Origin of the sequence: Pseudomonas veronii (assembly GCF_001439695.1) — a bacterium.
GTDB classification, from domain to species: Bacteria; Pseudomonadota; Gammaproteobacteria; order Pseudomonadales; family Pseudomonadaceae; genus Aquipseudomonas; species Aquipseudomonas veronii.
On sequence record NZ_JYLL01000008.1, the window covers coordinates 124,297 to 142,438 of the forward strand.

At 62.5% G+C, this 18,142-nt stretch carries 12 protein-coding genes; 11 read left to right on the forward strand and 1 reads right to left on the reverse strand.

The features are described from left to right. The first annotated feature begins 46 nt into the window (after nucleotides 1-46). The 3 genes from TU80_RS13150 to TU80_RS13160 all read left to right on the forward strand — a co-directional run bounded on the left by TU80_RS13150 (nucleotide 47) and on the right by TU80_RS13160 (nucleotide 2,895). Nucleotides 47-1,372: a C4-dicarboxylate transporter DctA gene (locus TU80_RS13150; RefSeq protein ID WP_173677810.1), complete on the forward strand. Its 1,326-nt coding sequence runs from the start codon at nucleotides 47-49 to the stop codon at nucleotides 1,370-1,372. A gap of 109 nt (nucleotides 1,373-1,481) precedes the next feature. After that, nucleotides 1,482-2,183 (forward strand): FadR/GntR family transcriptional regulator, encoded by a 702-nt coding sequence (locus TU80_RS13155; RefSeq protein ID WP_017846479.1) that lies wholly within the window; start codon nucleotides 1,482-1,484, stop codon nucleotides 2,181-2,183. A gap of 16 nt (nucleotides 2,184-2,199) precedes the next feature. Continuing rightward, nucleotides 2,200-2,895, forward strand: a complete 696-nt coding sequence (locus tag TU80_RS13160) for a GntR family transcriptional regulator (RefSeq protein ID WP_057004652.1) — start codon at nucleotides 2,200-2,202, stop codon at nucleotides 2,893-2,895. A 128-nt stretch (nucleotides 2,896-3,023) separates the two neighbouring features. Here TU80_RS13160 and TU80_RS13165 read toward each other — a convergent pair whose 3' ends face one another. After that, the gene (locus tag TU80_RS13165) at nucleotides 3,024-7,892 is read right to left on the reverse strand and encodes an NAD-glutamate dehydrogenase (RefSeq protein ID WP_057004653.1); all 4,869 of its coding nucleotides are present in this window, start codon (nucleotides 7,890-7,892) and stop codon (nucleotides 3,024-3,026) included. A 530-nt stretch (nucleotides 7,893-8,422) separates the two neighbouring features. On the opposite strand from TU80_RS13165, the gene TU80_RS13170 reads away from it, so the two are divergent. From TU80_RS13170 to TU80_RS13205, 8 genes are all read left to right on the forward strand, one after another. Beyond that, a complete protein-coding gene (locus tag TU80_RS13170) occupies nucleotides 8,423-10,222 on the forward strand; it encodes a dermonecrotic toxin domain-containing protein (RefSeq protein ID WP_134939643.1) in 1,800 nt (599 codons plus the stop codon). An 84-nt stretch (nucleotides 10,223-10,306) separates the two neighbouring features. Beyond that, a complete protein-coding gene (locus TU80_RS13175; protein WP_057004655.1) occupies nucleotides 10,307-10,657 on the forward strand; it encodes a hypothetical protein in 351 nt (116 codons plus the stop codon). Between the two features lie 148 nt (nucleotides 10,658-10,805). Beyond that, the gene (locus TU80_RS13180; RefSeq protein ID WP_003218556.1) at nucleotides 10,806-11,765 is read left to right on the forward strand and encodes an AAA family ATPase; all 960 of its coding nucleotides are present in this window, start codon (nucleotides 10,806-10,808) and stop codon (nucleotides 11,763-11,765) included. A 5-nt stretch (nucleotides 11,766-11,770) separates the two neighbouring features. Then, entirely contained in the window at nucleotides 11,771-12,703 is a 933-nt protein-coding gene (locus tag TU80_RS13185) for a DUF58 domain-containing protein (RefSeq protein ID WP_017846483.1), read from the forward strand. Further along, on the forward strand, nucleotides 12,700-13,194 hold the full coding sequence (locus tag TU80_RS13190) for a DUF4381 domain-containing protein (protein WP_057004656.1): 495 nt from the start codon (nucleotides 12,700-12,702) through the stop codon (nucleotides 13,192-13,194). The genes TU80_RS13185 and TU80_RS13190 overlap by 4 nt, the downstream gene beginning before the upstream one ends. Beyond that, nucleotides 13,187-14,275 (forward strand): vWA domain-containing protein, encoded by a 1,089-nt coding sequence (locus TU80_RS13195; protein ID WP_057004657.1) that lies wholly within the window; start codon nucleotides 13,187-13,189, stop codon nucleotides 14,273-14,275. The genes TU80_RS13190 and TU80_RS13195 overlap by 8 nt, the downstream gene beginning before the upstream one ends. Beyond that, entirely contained in the window at nucleotides 14,272-16,011 is a 1,740-nt protein-coding gene (locus TU80_RS13200; protein ID WP_057004658.1) for a tetratricopeptide repeat protein, read from the forward strand. Before TU80_RS13195 ends, TU80_RS13200 begins: the two co-directional genes overlap by 4 nt. Further along, nucleotides 16,008-17,648 (forward strand): BatD family protein, encoded by a 1,641-nt coding sequence (locus tag TU80_RS13205; protein WP_046383655.1) that lies wholly within the window; start codon nucleotides 16,008-16,010, stop codon nucleotides 17,646-17,648. The genes TU80_RS13200 and TU80_RS13205 overlap by 4 nt, the downstream gene beginning before the upstream one ends. Nucleotides 17,649-18,142 lie beyond the last annotated feature (494 nt).

Genomic DNA, 18,142 nt, shown 5'->3' on the forward strand with positions numbered 1-18,142 from the left:
CCGGTATGACCACAACAATTAAGCCCTGGACCCACCAGGGCACCGAATAGAGATCCCTCCCATGTTCAGATGGTGCTCGCGTTCGATTTTCCTGCAAGTCGTGATCGGTCTGATGCTCGGCATCCTCTGCGGCCTGGCCCTTCCCGAATTCTCCTCGCAACTCAAACCCCTGGGTGACGGTTTCATCAAACTGATCAAGATGTTGATTGGCCTGATCGTGTTCTGCGTGGTGGTCAGCGGTATCTCCGGCGCCGGCGACTTGAAAAAGGTCGGGCGCATCGGCCTCAAGTCGGTGATCTATTTCGAAGTGCTGACCACCGTCGCCCTGGTGATCGGCCTGCTCATGGCCTTCAGCACCGGCATCGGCAGCGGTGCGAATATCCACCTGGAGCAATTGTCCTCCGCCGGCTTGCATGAACTGGCCGACAAGGGCCAACACATCAAGGGCACCAGCCAGTTCCTGATGGACCTGATCCCCAACTCGGTGATCGGTGCATTTGCCGACAACAACGTGCTGCAAGTGCTGCTGTTCTCGGTGCTGTTCGGCAGCGCCTTGAACCTGGTGGGTGAAGCGGCGTCGGGCATTTCGCGGCTGATCAACGAGCTGAGTCACGTGATCTTCCGCATCATGGGCATGATCGTGCGCCTGGCGCCGATCGGCGTGTTCGGCGCGATCGCCTTTACCACCAGCACCTACGGCCTGGACTCACTGCAGCACCTGGGCAGCCTGGTAGGCCTGTTCTACCTGACCTGCTTTATGTTTGTCGGGGTGATCCTCGGCCTGGTGATGCGCCTGTCCGGCCTGCGCATGCTGCCGCTGCTCAAGTACCTGCGCGAAGAGCTGCTGATCGTGATGGGCACCGCCTCGTCCGACGCGGTGCTGCCACAGATCATGCGTAAACTGGAACACTTGGGCATCGGCAGTTCCACCGTGGGCCTGGTGATTCCGACAGGCTATTCGTTCAACCTCGACGGTTTCTCGATCTATCTGACCCTGGCCATCGTGTTTATCGCCAACGCTACCGGCACACCGCTGTCGATGACCGACTTGCTGACCATCCTGCTGGTATCGTTGATCACCTCCAAGGGCGCCCATGGCATTCCGGGGTCAGCGCTGGTGATTCTGGCGGCGACACTCACGGCCATCCCGGCGATTCCGGTGGTCGGCCTGGTGCTGGTATTGGCGGTGGATTGGTTCATGGGCATCGGCCGTGCATTGACCAACCTGATCGGCAACTGCGTCGCCACCGTGGCCATTGCGCGCTGGGAAAAAGACATCGATATCCAGCGCGCCAACAAGGTACTCGCCGGCCAGCAGGGTTATGCGTTCCAGGCTAAAAAGCCGGTAGTGCCCGCGCACCAGGAGTTCTGACCCATTGGCATGAGCGACACAGATCACCAGTGGGAAGGAGCTTGCTCTCTCCCACACTCAATCGTCGCCTTTGTGGCAATTGTATTCGCAACATCAAGGAGCAATCGACGTGGTCACCCCCTCAACCGTCGTCAATTCAGTCGTAGAAAAACTCCGCGCCTCCCTGGCGCGGGGCCAGTGGCGGCGCGGTGAAATGCTGCCCGGTCAGCGTGAACTGGCCGAACAGCTGGGCATCAGCCGCCCCAGCCTGCGTGAAGCCGTGATCGTGCTGGAAACCCTCGGCCTGGTGCGCTCGATGCCCGGCAAAGGCGTGGTGGTGCTCGAAACCCACGTCAACGAGGCGCAATCGAGCGACGCCGTGGCCGACGCCAGCCTCGAAGATATCCTGCAACTGCGCTACACCCTCGAACCGTTTATTGTCGGCCTGGTGGCCCAATCCATCAGCAGCAAAGAGGTTGGCCAACTGCGCCTGACCCTGATGGACATGCGCGAAGCCCTCGACGCTGGCGACGCCGAAGCCGGGATGAATGCCTACATTGCCTTCCACGAAGAACTGTTCGCCCTCACCTCCAACCCGATCTTCCAGAACGTGGTGCAACAAACCAGCAACGCTCTCAAGCAGAGCGCACAGGTGCTGCGCAACTCCCCGGAACACCTGGCGGAACGCCTGCAGGAAAACGATGCCGTGGTGCGCGCCATCCGCAACAAGAACAGCGCCCTGGCCAGCGCCGAAATGCGCAAGCACATCCTCCAGGAAGGCCTGCGCATGGGCATTCGCTTGACCATCCCGGACGACCATCTGGGCAGTTGATTTTTGGAGACCGGCCATGACCGCCCACGCCTTGCCACGCGACCTGCCCATCACCGGCCTGCCCGCCATGTGCCTGGTGGCCGGTAAAAAGCCCTCGGTGAATGACATCTACCCACGGCTGTTCGACGCCATTCTCGAACAGCGCATCGCCCCGTCCACCCGGTTGACCGAGGAAAGCCTGGGCCAAACCTTCGGAGTGAGCCGCAGCGTGATTCGCCGGGTGTTGGCCAAGTTGTCGCACCAGCACGTGATCATCCTGCGCCCCAACCAGCGCGCCCAGGTAGCCGCACCGGATGCCCAGCAGACGCGGCAGATTCTGGAAGCGCGGCGGTTGACGGAGGTCGCGGTGGTACAACTGGCCTGCGCCCAGGCCACACCGATGCAGATCCGCCAGTTGCGCGAGCTGATTGCCCGCGAGCGTGATTGTATTGAACGCGACCAGCGTGGGCCGGCGATTCGCTTGTCGGGGGAGTTTCATCTGCAATTGGCGGCGATGGCGGGGAATGCGCCGTTGGCGCAGTTTCTCAACAGCCTGGTGCCGTTGACGTCGCTGATCATTGCCCAGTACGAGGCGCAAGCCAGCAGCTATTGTGCGTGGCAGGAGCATGTGGCGATTGTCGATGCGATCGAGCAACGGGCCTCTGGCATTGCGGTGAACTTGATGACCCGGCACCTGGATCACCTGGAGACCCGACTACTCAAGCACCACTGATCCCAAGTCGATGGTGCTCACAATGAAAAAGGGGGCTTGCCCCCGATAGTGGTGGATCAGTCATACCGGTGTTGACTGATCCATCGCTATCGGGGGCAAGCCCCCTCCCACAGTTGTTTACCGCTCGATCAAACCGATGCCAGCACCGACTGACCGCTCAACGCCAGGTCCAGCAACTCACGGTTGGCCACCGCGTACATGGCGTAGTCCGTGCCGACCGCGGCACGGATTTCCACCATCATTGCGCGCCAGCGATCGGCCATGTCCTGGTGCTGCTCAAGCCACAGGGCCACGCGGGCTTCCATGTCTTGTGGCGCTTCGGCCATTTGCAGTACGGAAATGGTGATCGCCCGTTGCTGCCAGTCCACGTCGTCGCGGAAGGCTTCGCGGGCCTGGGCCTGCCAGTTGTTGGCGACCGGCAGATCGCTGATCTGCTGCAGGTACCATGGCAAGTCCAGGGCGCTGCCGACGGCGAAGTAGGCCTTGGCCACTTCGGCGGCGTCATGCCCGGTCACGTCGGCGGCTTCGATGATCGGCAGCAAGGTGTACAGGTGCGTCGTGCCTGCAACCATGCGTGCCAACAACTCCGGTACACCGGCTTCGGTGTAGGCCTGGTAACGGGTCTGCCAGCCTTCACGGGTCGGGCCTTCGAGCAGTTCGTCGAGTTTGAGACCCAGTGCGGCCAGGTGCGGACCGAAGTGCGCGGTGTCACGCCCGGCATCCTGCTCGTTGCGACGGCTGCGCAGGAACCAGCGCGTGGCACGACGGCCCAGGCGCATCAGCTCGTCCATCAGCTCCAGTTGCACGTCGGCGGAGACCTGGTGGTCCAGGGCTTCGATCTGACGGAACCAGTGCGGGAGATGGAAAATGTCGCGCACGATCACATAGGCGCCCGCCACGTTGGCCGGGCTCATGCCGGTCGACTCTTTGAGCCGCTGCACGAAGGTGATGCCCATGTGGTTGACCAGGTCGTTGGCGATCTGGGTGCTGACGATCTCGCGCTTCAGACGGTGGCGACGCATCGCCTCGCCGAACTTGGCCACCAGGCTCGGTGGGAACGCGGTCTCCATGTCACGGGTCAGGTACTCGTCATCCGGCACCTGCGACTTGAGCAGGGCTTCCTTGAGGTCGATCTTGCTGTACGAGATCAGCACCGACAGCTCCGGACGGGTCAGGCCCTTGCCGGTGGCGGCGCGCTCGGTGAGCTGCTCCTCGGTCGGCAGGTACTCGATGGCGCGGTCCAGCTTGCCACGGCTTTCCAGGTCGCTCATCAGGCGCTTGTACTCGGCTGCTCGCTCGTAGGCACGGCGGGCGGCCAGGGACAGGGCCTGGGTCTGCTTGTAGTTGTTGCCCAACACCAGGCTGCCGACTTCGTCGGTCATGCTCGCCAGCAACTGGTTGCGTTGCTTGTCGGTCATGTCGCCGGCCTGCACCACTTCGTTGAGCAGGATCTTGATGTTCACTTCGTGGTCGGAGCAGTCCACGCCGCCGGCGTTGTCGATGAAGTCGGTGTTCGAACCGCCGCCATTGAGGCCGAATTCCACACGCCCCAGTTGGGTCATGCCGAGGTTACCGCCCTCGCCCACCACCTTGCAGCGCAGCTCGTTGCCGTTGACGCGCAACGCGTCGTTGGCCTTGTCGCCCACATCGGCATGGCTTTCGGTGCTGGCCTTGACGTAAGTGCCGATACCGCCGTTCCACAACAGGTCCACCGGCGCCTTGAGCAAGGCGTTCAGCAGTTCGGTCGGGGTCAGTTTGTCGGCCTGGATGTCGAAGCGTTCTTTCATCTGCGCCGAGATGGCAATGCTCTTCGCGCTGCGCGAGAAGATACCGCCGCCTTCGGACATGATGCTGGTGTCGTAGTCGCTCCACGCCGAACGCGGCAGCTCGAACATGCGCTGACGCTCGACGAAGCTGGTCGCCGGGTTCGGGTTCGGGTCGATGAAGATATGCAGGTGGTTGAAGGCCGCGACCAGTTGCAGCTTGTCGGACATCAACAGGCCGTTACCGAACACGTCGCCGGCCATGTCGCCGACGCCGACCACGGTGATGCTGTCTTCCTGCACGTTGATGCCGCGCTCACGGAAGTGACGCTGCACACCGACCCACGCGCCCTTGGCGGTGATGCCCATTTTCTTGTGGTCGTAACCGGCCGAACCGCCGGAGGCGAATGCATCGCCGAGCCAGAAGCCGTAGTCGATGGCGATACCGTTGGCGATGTCGGAGAAGGTCGCGGTGCCTTTGTCGGCCGCGACCACCAGGTACGGGTCATCGCCGTCATGCCGCACGACGTTGACCGGCGGCACCAGGGCGCCGTCCTTGAGGTTGTCGGTGATGTCCAACAGGCCGGAAATGAAGATGCGGTAGCAGGCGATGCCCTCGGCCGCGATCTCGTCGCGACTACCGCCCAGTGGCAAGCGGCGCGGCAGGAAGCCGCCCTTGGCGCCCACCGGCACGATCACCGAGTTCTTCACTTGCTGGGCTTTTACCAGGCCGAGCACTTCGGTGCGGAAGTCTTCTTCACGGTCGGACCAGCGCAGGCCGCCGCGCGCGACATTACCGAAGCGCAGGTGGACACCCTCGACCCGTGGCGAGTAGACGAAGATTTCAAACTTCGGCACTGGCTTGGGCAGCTCGGGAATGGCCCGCGGGTCGAACTTGAAGCTGAAGTACGCCTTGTTCTGGCCGTTGGCGTCGGTCTGGTAAAAGTTGGTGCGCAGGGTGGCCTTGATCAGGTCCAGGTAGCGACGCAGGATGCGGTCTTCGTTGAGCACCTGAACCTCGTCCAGGGCGCTGAGGATCGCTTGTTCCAGGCGTTGCTGCTTGTCTTCCAGGTCGTCGGCGGTGAGCTTGCGCGCCAGGTAGAAGCGCGTCTTGAACAACCGGGTCAACTCGCGGGCGATGTCGGTGTGGTTGTTCAGGGTGCTGGCGATGTAACCCAGGTCGAAGCCCAGGCGGATCTGTTTCATGTAGCGCGCGTAGGCACGCAGCAGCGCCACGTCGCGCCACGGCAGGCCGGCGGTGAGTACCAGGCGGTTGAACGCATCGTTCTCGGCATCGCCGTGGACGATATGCACGAACGCGTCCTGCAGGGTGTCGTTGAGCTGCTGGATATCCAGGTTCACGCCTTCGGCGGCAATGAACGCGAAATCATGGATCCAGAACTCACGGCCATTGGCATGACGCAGGCGGTACGGGAATTCACCCAGCACGCGCAGGCCGAGGTTTTCCAGGATCGGCAATACGTCGGACAGCGCCAGCGGGGTGTCGGCATGGTAGAGCTTGCAATGCAGCTCACGCTGGCCGGACACCTGGCCCAGCGGCTGATAGAAGCTCATCACCAACGGGTTGGCTTCGGTGAGGCTGAGCAAGTGCTGCATGTCGACCACCGCCGAATGCGCAGCAAAACGCTCGCGGTAGCCGGCCGGGAAACCTTTCGGGAAGTCCGCCAGCACGTTGGTGCCGTGGGCCTCGCCGAAGCTTTCGACCACCAGGCTGGAATAGTCGTCCTGCCAGCTGCGGCAGGCCTGCACCACTTCTTTTTCCAGTTGCAGCGGGTCGATGTCCAGGCGGTTCTTCGGGTCGACCCGCAGAATCAGTTGCACACGGGCCAGCACGGATTCGGAGAAGAACGTCCAGAATTCGCAGTCCGAGGCTTTCAGGCGATCCATCAGCACTTGCTGGATCTTCTGGCGCACTTCGGTGGAATAGATATCGCGCGGCACGTAGGCCAGGCAGTAGCAGAAACGCCCGTAGGGGTCTTTGCGCAGGAACACGCGGATCTTGTTGCGTTCCTGGATCTGCACGATCGACATCACGGTGCTGAACAGCTCGTCGACCGGGGTCTGGAACAGGTCGTCACGCGGCAGTACTTCGACCACCTGCGCCAGTTCCTTGCCCAGGTGCGCCTTGGCCTGGAAGCCCGAGCGGCGTTCGATTTCCGCGACCTTGCGGCGGATATAAGGAATCACCCGCACGCTTTCGCCGTACACCGACGAGGTGTACAGGCCCATGAAGCGGCATTCCTTGATGACCTTGCCGTCGGCGTCGATCTCGCGGATCGACACGTAGTCCGGATAAGCCGGACGATGCACGCGGCTCGGGTGGGCGGCCTTGGCGAACGACAACACGGTCGGCTCGCGCAGGTAGGACACGGCGTAGTCTTCGATGCGCAGGTCGTCGGCGGTAAGGCCGGCGCGCAGCAGCTTGGTCAGACCGAGGAAGGAGCTGGCGTCATATTCGATATGACCACCGTCCGCCTCGTCACGTACCACGAACTCTTCATAGCCGAGGAAGGTGAAGTGGTTGCCCACCAGCCATTCCAGGAAGTTCTTGATCTCGGCTTGTTCTTCGCCGTCGATGCTGAACCGGCTGGCGTCGATACCGACCAGCAGTTCCTGGACCTTGGCTTTCATCGGCTCGAAATCGGCCACGGCCACGCGCACTTCGCCCAGTACCTGCTCCAGCTCTTTGCTCAGCACGTTCAGTTCGGCGGCGTTGGCGCAGCGGTCGATTTCCAGGTACATCAGCGATTCTTGCTGGATGCCTTCGCCCTGGGTGCCCTTGGCCAGAATTTCCAGCAATTCGCCCTTGCTGCCACGGCGCGTGCTGAGCACGGTGGTTTGCAGGGTGTGGATGCTGTAGCCGCGGCGGTTCAGCTCGGTACGCACCGAGTCCACCAGAAATGGCAGGTCATGGTGCAGCACTTCGACCGCGGTGTGGGTCGACTGCCAGCCATGACGTTCGTAATCGGGGTTGTAGACCCGCACCTGGGGTTCGGTGTGGTCGAAGCGCTCAAGCAGGCGCCAGGCAGACAGGGTGCAACCGGCCAGGTCGGAAAGGCGACGTTGGGTCAGTTCGTCCAGGGAAATGATGCCGAAAAATTGTTCAGCGAACAGCGCCACTTGTGGCAGTGCCTGTTCACTGATGTGCTGCGCCAGTGCCGCTTGCAGTTGATGCTGGAAGTCGGCCTTGCTGGCTGCGGTGAAGAACGCCATCTGTGGTACTCCGCTTGGGCTTGTTATTGATGGAAGCGTCGCGTGTTATCCCCTTGCGGGGAGACCGTCAGCCCTGTTCGCAGGTAACGATACAAGCACCATAAACGAATCAGGGTGACAGGTGGGTGAAGCTGGACAAGACGATCAGGTCACATACAACTTCCATTGGACGTACACCTTGCCAGGCGACGGTGTGACGGGCAGGTCAGGCTCCCAGCAGTGAGCACATCCGTTGCGCAGCTTAACGAGTGTAGGAAGACAGCTGCTTGCGGCGCTGCGACATATTCGGTCATCGGCTGGCAATGAAGGGTTGCACAAAGGGCAACCACACACACCGAACGACAAAAAAGCCGGTCACCGGCGCTGATTTCAAGCCAATGATAGCTAACACACGCGAAGCCCGTCGGCACATACCTACGGCACATCAAGCAAGGGACCTCAAACATCAGGGAACTTTTCCTGCGCCAACCGCCAATCAAAAAAAAACACAGGGAGCGTGGTTAACCGACTGTCATCTATGCAGGCCTGTCATGATTACGCCAACAGCCCCCTCGCCCATCATTTCGCAACCCACCTCGTCACCGGATAACATCAATCCGCCGATTTCGTTCGCCGACAGCGGCGTATATTCTGCGCAATGGGATAAATATAACCAGGCGGCCCCCAGGCCACAGCCGATCAGTGACGAAGAGCGGTTCGAAACGTGGAAACTGCAAAACGCTGGCAAATCATCTCAATGGAAACTCGATAATCTCCCGGATTACGCGCCCCCCTCATACGCCAAAGAAATAAGAGCATTTCACGGGCACCCTGATGGAACCCCCTCCTCCGACTACCGAGGTTCCTTCGTTCGAAACCCGGCGCTCGAAAACCACATAATGGAAACTGCGCCCCCGGTTATGGGCCCGAGCCACCTTGTGGCAGCGCACGTCAAGTTTCAGATAAAACAACAATTTGGATTAGACGTTGATCCAGATAAAACCTACTTGACGACCATCGCTTACGACCACACTTCGCACAAGCGCCCCCACAAGGGATATATCGTAAGAAAAATTTCGCTCACCGATGCAGCCATGCGAAACATCCAGGGAGAAGAACTACCGTCAGGCGTGCCGCCGTTTAGATATTCAACCTATAAACAAGGCAAACCCAGCTTCGATATACATGAAGACTCAAGGCACTCCAAAGACCAGCCCAGTATCACCGGCGTCTTCAACGCGCCTGACAGAGGAAGGATTTCAACGCATTACACCGGCATTTATACCGAGCCCTCCAGTTCGTCGCCCAATTCGTACAGCGCTGAAAACCAGGTTTCCCTCTCACCTGACGATTTTATGAAAATGACATGGGACCACGCCTATAAAAAGCCTTACGACACGTACATTGATCAATACTGGGACGCAAACCGGAAAGAGTATCCGACACGTATAAAGTTTAATTTCATACACGCCGCCAATGAGCAATATCACAATCACTCCCTGAGCAAGGAAGACCTACTACTCGCTGAGCGGGCGGCCGGAACGCCACACGGCAAATCATTCGCACAACTCACACCAGATGACCTAAACAAGCCCTACCAGCCAGACCCCGGCCTGGAAACGAAATTCCTGAGTTACAGCGGCGCCCAGTCCTCAGACATATTTTATGTTCGAGACAAGAAAACCCAGAGAACACTTCTCTTCATGCCGGGAAACGCCCCTCAAATCATTTCGTCCGACTCCCCCGAAGCAATGAATAAGTGGCTCGGCGCACACACTGCCGACCCCAACAATGAAAACTCATTTATGAGCCATTTTCTGATGGAGGACGCACCCAGCACCCTGTTTTATGGCGGTATTCAAAAGCGCTTGCGGATCCACCAGGCCCTGGCAAAAGAACAAGGCGCCGATGCCTACTACGAACGGCTCCACGCTTGGGAAGAGGGCGCTATGTTCGACGGAAAGAGAGTGGCCGCCCCCTTCACGGAAACTCAGAAACGCACCGAGTCTGCCACTCGCACGGATGCGTACTACCAATTCGTGCTCAATACAGACCATACAAAAAACACCGTCATCCGAGCGTTGGGGTATCTGAGCCTGGGTACCACGGTACTCGCGCCACTCGGGATCGCATTTCCTCCCGTAGGTTATTTACTGACCGCCTTCTCACTAGGTGCGGGACTGGGGCGGGTGGGTATCGGAATAGATGACACTGCCAACAACAGGCCTGGCGGACCTGAGCGCATACTCGACGGTGCCTGGCGTTCCGTGACGCCCATCGCGTCTAGTGCGCTTGGCAACGCAGCGGCCCCCTTCGGCACCGCGATTAAAAACGTTGTGTTCAAACCATGACGCACGGATGAAATTCACACCGACATAAATATGGCAGCAGTGGCAAAATCCCCCTTTTGCGGCCAATAAACTCATAGGACTGCCATGCAATTGATCACTACCGACCTGATCGCCAACCCATGTGACGAAGAAGAAGACAACATGGCCATGCTCTGCTGCCATAGCGCTAAGGGCGAGATGTTCATACTGGCCCGTTACCCGGATGAAGACGAAGTGGAGCTGACCTGGGACGACGAACCATCGACCCTCGCGGGCCTGAAGGTCACGCTGAGTGACAGCACGTTGCTGATTGAGCTGGCGGCAGGCGATGCCGATGCGCTGGGCGGCAAGGATCACCTGGAGATTCTGCACAGCACCGCCCCTGAGGATTTGGCTGAAGTTGAAGAAACCCTGCAGAACATTCTCAGGGGCACAGGCACTTATATCCGTGCCTGAGGCTACTGCCACACAAAATTCCTACACGTTTTGCGAAAAATACCCCGCGCGCCGTTAGTCGCCGCCCCCCCCGATGCATTAAAGTAAGCCCCCCAGGCCCGGCGTTTTTTCTCGACGCTCGGGCTCATCTCTCCAGGAACCGTCATCGATGGAACATCGTGAAGCGCTGCTTGCGCTGCGAACCTTTCTTTCTACGCAGATTCTCGGCCAGGAAAAACTCATCGAGCGCCTGCTGATTGCCTTGCTTGCCGACGGCCATATGCTGGTGGAAGGCGCGCCGGGCCTGGCCAAGACCAAGGCCATCAAGGAGTTGGCCGAAGGCATCGAAGCGCAGTTCCATCGTATCCAGTTCACCCCCGACCTGTTGCCCGCCGACATCACCGGCACTGAAATCTATCGCCCCGAAACCGGCAGCTTCGTGTTCCAGCAGGGGCCGATCTTCCACAACCTGGTGCTGGCGGACGAAATCAACCGCGCCCCGGCCAAGGTGCAGTCGGCCTTGCTCGAAGCCATGGCCGAGCGCCAGGTCAGTGTGGGCCGCAGTACTTACGAGCTGTCGCCGCTGTTTCTGGTGATGGCCACGCAAAACCCCATCGAGCAGGAAGGCACCTACCCGCTGCCCGAAGCCCAGCTCGACCGTTTCCTGATGCACGTCAAGATCGGTTTCCCGGACGCGGCCGTGGAGCGGCGCATCCTGCAGCAGGCCCGTGGCGAGGCGCTCAACGGTGAAACCAAGCCCGAACGCCGCGTCAGCCAGCAGGCGATCTTTGCCGCGCGCAAGGAAATTCTCGGCCTGTACATGGCCGATGCGGTGGAGGAATACCTGGTGCAACTGGTCATGGCCACACGCACCCCGGCCAAATTCGACCCGGAAATGGCCGAGTGGATCGCCTATGGTGCCAGCCCCCGCGGCTCCATCGCCCTCGACCGCTGCGCCCGTGCCCACGCCTGGCTGGCCGGGCGAGACTTTGTCAGCCCGGAAGACATCCAGGCGGTGCTGTTCGACGTGCTGCGCCATCGCATCATTCTGTCGTTCGAAGCCGAAGCCGCCGGGATCGACCAGGACCGCGTGGTACAACGCATTCTCGACGTCGTAGCCGTCGCTTGAAATCGATGAACGCCAGCGATGGAGTGCGCGTCACGCTCAGCGAATTGATTGAGATGCGCCACCGCGTGCGCGAAGTGCAGCTGTTTTCCACGCCAAGCCAGCGCAGCCCGCTGATCGGCCTGCACCACTCCAAGCTGCGCGGGCGCGGGGTCGACTTCGACCAGGTGCGCGTCTACCAGGCCGGCGACGATGTACGCACCATCGACTGGCGCGTGACCGCGCGCACCCAGGAACCGCACACCAAGCTGTTCCACGAAGAGCGCGAACGCCCGATTTTCATCATGGTGGAGCAAAGCTGCCGCTTGTTTTTCGGTTCGGGGCAGATGTTCAAGTCGGTGCTCGCGGCCCAGGCGGCCAGCCTGATCGGCTGGGCGGCGCTGGGGCATAACGACCGCGTCGGCGGGCTGGTCTTCGGCGACAACGAGCACTACGAAATCAAACCGCGGCGCAGCAAACAGAGCCTGCTGCAACTGCTCAACCGCCTGGTGCGGGTCAACCAGAGCCTGAGCACCGAAAGCGGCCCCGAAACCGACGCCCTGGGCCTGGCCCTGCGCCGTGGCCGTGAAGTGCTGCGCCCCGGCAGCCTGGTGATCGTGATCTGCGACGAGCGCGCACTGACCGAAGGCGCCGAACAACAGCTGAGCCTGTTGTCACGCCATTGCGACCTGCTGCTGTTGCCGATCTCCGACCCGCTCGACCACGCCCTGCCCGCCGCTGGGCTGCTGCGCTTTGCCGAACGCGGTGCGCAACTGGAACTGGACACGCTGAACTTCGATTTGCGCCAGGCCTACAAGGCCCAGGCCGAAGCGCGCAGCGCCCGCTGGGAACTGCTCGCGCAGAAACTGCGGGTATTGCTGATGCCCTTGAGCACCCAGAGCGAAATGGTCGAGCAACTGCGCGAATACCTCAACCCGCAACGCCCGGTTAAAAAGCAATGAGCAGCCTCGACCAACTCCAACCGCTGATCGCCCCACCGGCGATCGGCTTCTGGCCGCCTGCGCTAGGCTGGTGGCTGTTGCTGCTGGTGATCCCGCTGCTGGGCTGGGGCGTGTGGTGGCTGCGCCGCTTCCTGCCCACGCGGCGTCCCGTGTCCCGCGCCGAACAACCGCTCGACCCGCTGCGCATCGCCGCCCTGGCCGAACTGGCGCTGATGCCCAAACCCTACGACGGCGCGCCCGCCGGGGCCTGGCTGCAGCAACTCAACGGCCTGCTCAAGCGCCTGTGCCGCAACGACTACCCCTACAGCCAGAGCCACACCCTCAACGGCCGCAAATGGCTGGCGTTTCTCGATAACCGCTGCCCCGCCGCCGGCCTCACACGCTGGATGGTGCTGGTGGAAGGCGCCTATAAGCCCGAATGCAAACTCGACGACAAAGCCATCGCCGGCCTGACCCAGGCCGTCGACACCTGGATTCGCAAACATGTTTGAGTTCGCCTGGCCGTGGATCTTCGCCCTGCTGCCGCTGCCCTGGTTGATGCGCCTGGTGCTGCCGGCGGCCGACAGCGGCGAGCCCGCGCTGAAAGTCAGCTACCTCAGCGACCTCGAAGGCCTGGCGGGCCGCCGGGCACGCTCGAACCTGCCCGGCTGGCGGCAACAGGCGCCTTTCGTCGTGCTGTGGCTGCTGCTCTTGACCGCCGCCGCCCGCCCGGAATGGCTCGGCGAACCGCTACCGATTGCCGCCAGCGGCCGCGATTTGCTGGTGGCGGTGGACGTGTCCGGCTCCATGGATTTTCCCGATATGCAGTGGGAGGACGATGACGTCAGCCGCCTGACCTTGGTCAAACACCTGCTCGGCGACTTCCTTGAAGGGCGCGAAGGCGATCGCGTCGGCCTGATCCTGTTCGGCAGCCAAGCCTACCTGCAAGCGCCGCTGACCTTCGACCGCCACACGGTACGCACCTGGCTGGATGAAGCGCGCATCGGCATCGCTGGCAAGAACACCGCCATCGGTGACGCCATCGGCCTGGCCTTGAAACGCCTGCGCCAGCGCCCGGCGCAAAGCCGCGTGCTGATCCTGGTGACTGACGGCGCCAACAACGGCGGCCGGATCGACCCACTGACCGCCGCGCGCCTGGCCGCTGAAGAAGGCGTGAAGATCTACCCGATCGGTATCGGCGCCGATCCGGAACAAACCGGTTCCCTTGGCGTGCTGGGCGTCAACCCGAGCCTGGACCTCGACGAACCGGCGCTCAAGGCCATTGCCGAGGCCACCGGCGGCCGCTACTTCCGTGCCCGCGATGGCGCAGAGTTGCAAGCGGTCAAGGAAACCCTCGACCAACTCGAACCGGTCGAACAGCAACCGACCCAGGCGCGCCCGGCCCAGGCGCTGTACAGCGGCCCCCTGGCATTGGCGCTGATCCTCAGCCTGTTGCTGGTGGTGCAGGAGCGCTGGCCGAACAACGCGCTGCAACGGCTGTTCAACAAACTGTCGACCAAGGGGCATTTTCTGCAACAGCACCCAGAATGGCGCCAGCGCCTCAAACGCCTGCGTTTGCGGAGGCGTCGATGATCGACCTGTGGCCGCACTGGTTCCGTCCCTGGTGGCTGTTGCTGCTGCCGCTGCTCGGCTGGTTGCTGTGGCAGCTGTGGCACCGGCAAAAGCGCGCCGGGCGCTGGCAGATGATCCTGCCGCCGGCGTTCCATGCCGTGCTGCTCAGCGGTGGCAATGGCCGTGAAAGCAAATCGCCGTGGGTGCTCCTCGGTATCGCCTGGCTGCTGGCAGTACTGGCCTTGCTCGGCCCCAGTTGGCAACGGGTGGAACAGACCAGCCAGAAGCCTTCCGACCCCTTGGTGGTGCTGCTCGAACTGACCCCGGAAATGCTCGCCACCGACAGTCCGCCCAGCCGCCTGGAGCAGGCACGGCGCAAGCTGTATGACTTACTGCAAGCGCGCAGCGACGCACAAACCGCCATCGTCGTGTATGCCGGCAGCGCCCACACCCTGGTGCCGCTGTCGGACGACCTGGCCACCAGCCGCAACCTGCTCGAAGCGCTACGCCCCTCGTTGATGCCCGAGCCCGGGCACCGCGCCGACCTGGCCGTGGAGAAAGCCCTCGGCCTGCTCAAGCAAGGCGGCCTCGGCCAGGGGCGTCTGCTGCTGATCGGCTCATCGCTGTCCAAGCAGGAACGCCAGGGCATCCGCTTGCTGCTGCAAGGCGGCCAGGCGCCAAGCCTGTCGATCCTCGGCATCGGTAGCCGCGAAGGCACGCCGGTGACCCTGGAGAGCGGCGAATTCCTCAAGGACGACCAAGGCGCCATCCTCGTGCCGCGCCTCGACAGCCCGACGCTCAAAGCCTTCGCCAGCGAAATGGGCGGCCGCTACCGTGCCGCGCGCCTGGACGACAAGGACCTGCGCCAACTGGGCATGCTCGACGCGCCGCAAGCCCTGCGCAACGACGGCCAACTGCTGCACCTCGACACCTGGGCCGACCAGGGTTACTGGCTGCTGCTGCCGCTGTTGCTGCTGGCCGCGTGCGCCGGGCGGCGTGGCTGGTTGTTCTGCTTGCCGTTGCTGCTGCTTGGCGCACCGCAGCCCAGTTATGCCTTCGAACTCCAGGACCTGTGGCTGCGCCCCGACCAGCAAGGCCAGTACCTGCTGAAGAAAAAACGCCCCGCAGAAGCCGCCGAACGCTTCCAAGACCCGCAATGGCAAGGCGTGGCGCTGTACGAAGCGGGTAACTACGCCGAAGCCATCAAGCGTTTTGCCGAGGGCAGTGACGCCTACTCTCACTACAATCGCGGCAATGCACTGGCCAGGTCCGGTGAGCTGGAAGCAGCCATCGATGCCTACGAACAGGCGCTGGAAGCCCAGCCCGATCTGCTGCCGGCCCTGAAAAACAAGGCCCTGGTGGAAAGCCTGATACAACAACAGGCGCAGCCCGAGCCGGCCCCGCCCGCAAAAAACGAAGATGACGAAACCACCCAACCCGGCCAAACTGCGCAACCGGGCGCCAGCGCGCAAAGTGCCACGGGTGGCGAGCAATCGCCGCAAAACCAGGGTGAAGCCGGCACCGCCGATACCCAGGCCGGCGCCACGCCACAAGCGGGCGGCAATGACGTGCCGGGCAGCGAGCTGGAGGACGAGCAAACCACCACCCCGCCGTTGCGCCCCAGCGGCGCCAGCCTGGACGGCGAACATCGCCAGGCCCTGGAACAATGGCTGCAGGAGATCCCGGACAACCCCGGCGAACTGCTGCGGCGCAAATTCTGGTACGAACAGCAACAGCATCAGGACAAGACTCGATGAGCCGCCGCACCACCCTTCTGCTTCTGCTCGCGTTGTCGGCAAGCCACGCCCAGGCGGCGAACCTGGTCGCCAGCGTCGACCGCAGCCGCCTCAATTCCGGGGAAACGGTGGAGCTGACGGTGGAATCCGGCGACGTCACGCAGTTCGGCAAACCCGACCTGTCGCCGCTGGAGGCGCAGTTCGAAGTCAGCGGCACGCGCCAGATCAACCAACTCACCACCCTCGGCGGCGATAACCACGCCACCACGCGCTGGATCATTACCCTGCTGCCCAAGCAAAACGGCACCGTGGTGATCCCGCCGCTGCAAGTGGGCGAATACACGACCCAGCCGATCAGCCTGCAAGTGCTGGAAACCACCAGCCAGGACACCAACGCCGAACTCGCGCCGGTGTTCGTCGAATCCAACCTCGACCAGAACACCGTGTACGTGCAGGCCCAGGCCCTGTTGACGGTACGCGTGTATCACTCGGTGTCGCTGTATGACGACAGCAGCCTCACGCCGCTGCAGATTCCCGATGCGCGCATCGAGCAACTGGGCGAATCACGCACCTACGAGAAGGTCATCAACAGCATTCGCCACGGCGTGATCGAAACCCGCTACGCGATCTACCCGCAGCACAGCGGCAGCCTGACGATTGCCGCCCAGACCTTCAGCGCGACCCTGGTGGAATCGCGCCCGCCGCAGGAGAACACGCTGCAGGGCACCAAGCCGGGCAAGCTGATCCACGTCAGCTCCGCGCCCCTCGAGCTGACGGTCAAACCCAAGCCCGAGCTGTACCCCGCCGAGGCGCCGTGGCTGCCGGCACGCAGCCTGACCCTGAGCGAAAACTGGAACCCCGAGCCGGACCACGTGCAGGTCGGTGATTCCCTGACCCGCAGCCTGACGGTCAAGGCCGAGGGCCTCTCCAGCGCACAACTGCCGGCACTGCCGAGCACCGAGATCAATGGCCTGCGCCGCTATCCGGACCAGCCGGTAGTCGGCAACCAGAACAACGACCGTGGCCTGATCGGCAGCCGAGAAGACCGCGAAGCCCTGGTGCCCACCCGCGCCGGCGCGCTGGACTTGCCAGCGGTGGAAGTGGTGTGGTGGAACACCCATGAGGACCACCTCGAACGCACCCGCCTGCCCGCCCGCACGCTGCAAGTAGCGAATAACCCGAGCCTGGTGGTGGACACACCCGCGACACCGACCGTGATCACCGCCCCCGACGATAGCCGCCTGTGGCTGTGGCAACTGAGCACCCTGCTCCTTGCCTGCACCACGTTGCTGGGTTTCGGCCTGTGGTGGCGCGCACGCCGCCAACCGGCGGTGCAACGCGCCGCACAAACCGGCCCGAGCCCGCGCACCCTGCTCGACGACCTCAAGCGCGCGACCCAGGCCAACGACCCCCAGGCCACGCGCCAGGCCCTCGACGCCTGGGCCCGGCAACAACCGGAAACCCTGGCCGACATGGCGGCGCGCTTCGTGCCGCTGTCCGACGCGCTGGATGGGTTGAACGGCGCGCTGTACAGCGAAAGCGGCCATTATTGGCTGGGTGAAGAACTGTGGCGTGCGGTAAAAGCCATTCCAATGGCCGAACGCGAGCAAGACCCGACGACCGACACCACCAGCTTGCCGCCGTTGTATCCCAAATAGCCCCCCTGATACGTCACGAATCGAGAGTCGGGACGGGGGGTGGGCCGGTCAACACCGAGCAAGCGGACCCACCACCACGCTGATAGCGGTGTATCAGTCAATTATGATGGCGGCTGACACGCCGCCATCGGGGGCAAGCCCCCTCCCACACTGGACCTGCGTCGTCTGATCTACATGGCCCGAACCCTGTCCTTCCGCGCCCTGGATTGCCTGCCCGCCAAGACATAACGCGTCCCCCTGTGGGAGGGGCTTGCCCCCTCCCACACTGGATCTGCGTCGTCTGGTCGACATAGCCCGAACCTGTCCGACCGCGCCCTGGATTGCCTGCCCACCAAGACATAACGCGTCCCCCTGTGGGAGGGGCTTGCCCCCTCCCACACTGGATCTGCGTCGCCTGGTCGACATAGCCCGAACCTGTCCGACCGCGCCCTGGATTGCCTGCCCGCCAAGACATAACGCGTCCCCCTGTGGGAGGGGGCTTGCCCCCGATGGCG